The sequence below is a fragment of the Kitasatospora sp. NPDC001225 genome (genome assembly GCF_053597855.1).
This window is the reverse complement of the sequence record NZ_JBSFJC010000278.1, coordinates 1-4,139: the sequence shown is the minus strand read 5'-3', so window position 1 is coordinate 4,139 and position 4,139 is coordinate 1. Positions and strand designations below refer to the sequence as shown.

General features: G+C 73.3%; 6 protein-coding genes. 2 read left to right on the top strand and 4 right to left on the bottom strand.

The features are described from left to right. From ACWDCZ_RS39085 to ACWDCZ_RS39075, 3 genes are all read right to left on the bottom strand, one after another. Nucleotides 1-224, bottom strand: a 224-nt coding sequence (locus ACWDCZ_RS39085) for a hypothetical protein (RefSeq protein ID WP_449818445.1), incomplete at its 3' end; no start/stop codon positions are given. Nucleotides 225-317: 93 nt separating this feature from the next. Then, nucleotides 318-1,028: a FadR/GntR family transcriptional regulator gene (locus ACWDCZ_RS39080; protein ID WP_387975925.1), complete on the bottom strand. Its 711-nt coding sequence runs from the start codon at nucleotides 1,026-1,028 to the stop codon at nucleotides 318-320. Nucleotides 1,029-1,097: 69 nt separating this feature from the next. Beyond that, a complete protein-coding gene (locus ACWDCZ_RS39075) occupies nucleotides 1,098-1,625 on the bottom strand; it encodes a hypothetical protein (protein ID WP_387975928.1) in 528 nt (175 codons plus the stop codon). Nucleotides 1,626-1,737: 112 nt separating this feature from the next. Here ACWDCZ_RS39075 and ACWDCZ_RS39070 point away from each other — a divergent pair, with 112 nt between their 5' ends. After that, the gene (locus tag ACWDCZ_RS39070) at nucleotides 1,738-2,604 is read left to right on the top strand and encodes a GNAT family N-acetyltransferase (protein WP_387975931.1); all 867 of its coding nucleotides are present in this window, start codon (nucleotides 1,738-1,740) and stop codon (nucleotides 2,602-2,604) included. Between the two features lie 114 nt (nucleotides 2,605-2,718). On the opposite strand, the gene ACWDCZ_RS39065 is transcribed toward ACWDCZ_RS39070, so the two are convergent. Next, nucleotides 2,719-3,558, bottom strand: coding sequence for a helix-turn-helix domain-containing protein (locus ACWDCZ_RS39065; RefSeq protein ID WP_449818444.1), 840 nt, complete (start codon nucleotides 3,556-3,558; stop codon nucleotides 2,719-2,721). Between the two features lie 363 nt (nucleotides 3,559-3,921). On the opposite strand from ACWDCZ_RS39065, the gene ACWDCZ_RS39060 reads away from it, so the two are divergent. After that, on the top strand, nucleotides 3,922-4,139 hold a 218-nt coding region (locus tag ACWDCZ_RS39060; RefSeq protein ID WP_449818443.1), incomplete at its 3' end, for an MFS transporter.

Sequence of the window (4,139 nt, the reverse complement as noted above, 5' to 3'; positions counted from 1 at the left end):
GTGACCGGCTCGGTGGCGCGCTCGCCCAGGGCGGGGCGGTCGGCGTACGCCTCCAGCACGGTGGCCACCAGTTCGGCGAGCGGCAGGTCGGGGCGGCGGATCGCCTCGGTGACGGCGTCCAGGGGTGCGGTGTCGCGGAACTGGGCGTCGGTCGCGTACAGGTGGGCGCTTCGTCGGTCGGTACGCGCGTCGAGTTCGTCGGCGGGGAGGTGCGAGAGGGACACGAATGATCTCCTATGCAGCCGAGAAAATCCTGTTCAGGTGGACGGTGGTGCCGTTCGTACGGGGTGATCGGATCGGTCGGGAGGGCTGCGGGCTCAACGCTCCTCGGCCGCACGCGCGTCGGCGATCTCGTGGTCGCGGGTGAGCCGGACGATCGCGGCGGCGGCCTCGCGGGCGCCGCCCTCGTCCCGGGTCTCGATCGCGTCCACGAGCCGCCGGTGCAGGCCCCCGTGCTCCTCGGCGTGGGCGGCGTTCCAGGTCGGGCCCCCCAGGTGCGAGGTGAGCGCCGTGCCGAGGTGGTCGTACACCTCGATCAGCAGGGCGTTCCCGCTCGCCCGGACGACGGACCGGTGGAAGAGCGCGTCGACGTCCGTGGACGCGGACGCGTCCTCGCCGGCGGCGGCCGCCTCGGCGTCGGCCAGCAGCTCCCGCAGCTGCCGCACCTGCCCCTCGCTGCGGCGCAGGGCCGCGGCGCCCGAGGCGTACTCCTCCAGAACGGTCCGCAGCTCCAGCACGTCGTCCCGCTTCGCGGAGCCCGCCCGCCGCACCATCACCGACTGGAGCTCGCTGGAGGAGCGCACATAGGTGCCGTCACCGGCTCTGGGCTCCAGCAGGCCGAGGTGCACCAGCGCACCGATCGCCTCCCGCAGCGTGCTGCGCCCGACCCCGAGCTCCTCGACGAGGGCCTGCTCCGGCGGGATCCGCGTCCCGACCGGCCAGCCCCCCGTCTCGATGTGCGAGCGGAGGCTCTCCACGAGCTGGGCGGACAGGCTGGCCGTGCGCCGCGGCGCGCTGATGCGTGTCATGGGAGGACCATATACAAACATCAGACATTTGAACATCGTCTCTTCGGCCCGGGGCCCGGGCATGGAGCGTCACTCCTGGTAGCAGCACCCGCCGTACTCGTCGCAGTCGTACTCGATCCCGCCGTCGGAGCTGTGGGTGCGGCTCAGCCTCCGGTCGTCCACGGGGCAGATCGGGACGAAGGACGGATTGACCTGGAGGAAAGTCGAGTCCTTCAGGGAGAATACGGAATTGACGACGTCGAGGCCGTGTTCGCGGATCCCCTGCTGAATGAAGTCGAATGCGTCGTAGACATGGCCGCAGCCGCACGTGATCGGGGTGCACCTGAAATTCTTCACCCTGACGCCCAGCTCCACCCTGATCCTTTCGGTTTCCTCGGGGGATATCGGACGGAGTCCTGTGCGGCGGATCCGCTCCGGAGTCCAGAACCGCTCCTTGACGAGCGCGGCCTGGGCGCGGGTCAGGTAGAACGAGGCCGTGGTGCCAGTCGTGATCGTGGCGAGGACGATGTCCGCGACGGCTTCGTCGTTCGCTGAGGCCACCACCTTTCCGGTGGCGACCATTCTGTCGATTTCTGCTAGCAGCTTCATGGCGTCCACTTCCTTATTGTCAGTATGCGACCTCCCGCAAGTGCTCACAACCACCAGGAGAATTACCGGCCGGCCGGTAAACGGGTTGCGGAAATCCCGGGCGGGGTGTCAGATTCCGGCTATGACGATTGTGCTGGGAACGCCGACCGCGGGCGGGGTGCGCGAAGCCATGGGCGCGCTGCGGGAGTGGCAGGACGACGGAGCGCCGATGCAGCTGCACGCGGGGGACATCGGCTGGAACTGTCGGTTCGGCACGGCTGAGACGGCCGCGGTGGTGCGGACCTGGAGCCGGGGCGGGCGGATCCTCGCCGTCGGGGTGCTGGACTCGCCGACGGTGCTGCGGATGACGGTCGCTCCCGACGCGTTCCGGGACGAGGACCTGGCGCGGCGGCTCGTCGAGGACGTCTCGCTGCCGGAGCGCGGCGTGCTGCCGGAAGGCGCGGTGTCGGTCGAGGCGCCGCTGGGCCTGCTGCTCCACGACTTGCTGACCGAGGAGGGCTGGGGCGTCGACGAGCCGTGGACGCCGCTGTTCCGCGACCTCGCGCGGGCGGTGGAGGACCCGGGCGTACGGATCAGGGCGATCGGCCCGGAGCAGGCGCAGGACTTCGCCGACGTTCTGCGCTCGGCGTTCGGCACCTCGCGGCCGACGCGCGCGTACTGGCACGGGATGTCGGCGGGGCCGTACGCCGCCGACGCCCGCTGCCTGGGCGCCTACGACGACCGGGGCAGCCCGGCGGCGGTGGTGACGGTCTGGTCGGCCGGCCCGGGGAGGCCGGGGCTGGTCGAGCCGATGGGCGTCCACGAGGACCACCGCGGTCGCGGCTACGGCCGGGCGATCACCCTCGCCGGGGCGGCCGCGCTGCGGGAGCTGGGCTCGTCGAGCGTTCGCGTGTGCACACCGAGCTCCAACGTCGGCGGCGTCGCCACGTACCGGGCGGCCGGGTTCGAGGCGCGGCCGGAGATCGGCGACCGGATCCGCAAGGCCTGACACCGCTACGGCCCGGGCCCTCCGGCCCAGGCCGTCGGCCGTCGGCCCGCCCGGTGAGTCGGCCGGGAGCGCCCTCGTCCTGCCGACACCAACTGGTTCCGGGCGTGGGCCGGTTCAGCGCTCCGCCGCGGCCTGCCGCAGGGCGCGGTGGCTGGGGGAGCCCTCGGCCGCGGTCAGGACGACGAGTTCGAGATTGTGGGTGCCGGGGACGACGTAGGCGGTGTAGTCCAGGTCGAGCCGGCCGGCCCGGGGGTGGTGGAAGCCGTGGCTGCCGGTGGCCGGGCCGCGGACGTCGTGTTCCTCCCAGAAGGCGGCGAACCGGCTGCTGCGCGCCGTCAGTTCGGCCACGAGGCGGTTGCCGCGTTCGTTGTGGGGGTCGGCGGCCAGGGCGTGGCGCAGGCGGTGGACGTTGCCGCGTGCCGTCTTCTCCCAGTCGGTGAGGAGCCGGGGTGCCCGGGGGTCGCAGAAGACGAACCAGGCGAAGTTGCGCTGCTCGGGCCGGAGTTCGGCGTAGTCGAGGAGCAGCCAGGCCTCGGCGTCGTTCCAGGCGAGGATGTCGCGCATGGGGGTGACCACATGGGCGGGCCACGGGGTGATCGAGGCGAGGAGCCGCAGGGTCGCCTCCGGCACGTCCGGGGCCGCGGCGGCCGGGCCTGCCTGGTGGACGGGGTTTCCGGTGGCGAGGCGGTGGAGGTGGCGGCGGGCGTCGGCGTCGAGCTGCAGGGCGGTGGCGAGGGCGTCCAGGACCTCGGGGGAGGGACGGCGCTGACGGCCCTGTTCGAGCCGGGTGTAGTACTCGGGGCTGATGCCGGACAGGGTGGCGACCTCGGCTCTGCGCAGTCCGTTCAGCCGGCGGGTGCTGGTCCGGGGCAGACCGGCGGCCTCCGGGGTCAGTCGGGCCCGGCGGGTGCGCAGGAAGTGGGCCAGTTCGGGGAGTGCCGCTGATGGTGCCATGCGGCGAGTATCGGTCGCCTGGCGGCGCGGGGGGTAGCCCTGCCAGGGCCACCCCCGGCGGGGCCTGCCCGCGGCGGTGTCTCGTCGCGGTGCGCGCGGCGGCGCAGAGTGGCTGCCGGGGGCGCCGCGCGACGCGGGTGGCCCTGGTCGCCGACGGGCCGGTTCCGGTGTGTCGGCGCGTTCGCGCGTCCGTCGTTCCCGGAGCGCGTCCTTCGTCCTTGGAGTCCGTCCATGCCCGCACGTCCCGGCGAACCGCTCTCGCCTGCCCCGTCCATGCCCGTACGGCCCGTACGGCCCGGGGGACCGGAGTCCGCCGGCCCGGGGCCCGACACCCCGCCGTCCGTCCGGTACGCGCCCCTGGCGGTGCTGAGCGCGGCGGCGGGCCTGGACGCCGGTGGTGTCGCCGTCCTCAACAGCGCCCTGCCCTCGGTGGGCGCGCGGTTCGGCACCTCGGCGCAGAACCTGTCTTGGGCGGTGACCGGCTACGCCCTCGCGTTCGCGGGGCTGCTGCTGTGCGGCGGGGCGATGGCGGACCGGCTGCGGCGTCGGCGGGTGCTGGTCGCGGGCCTGGTGACGGTGGC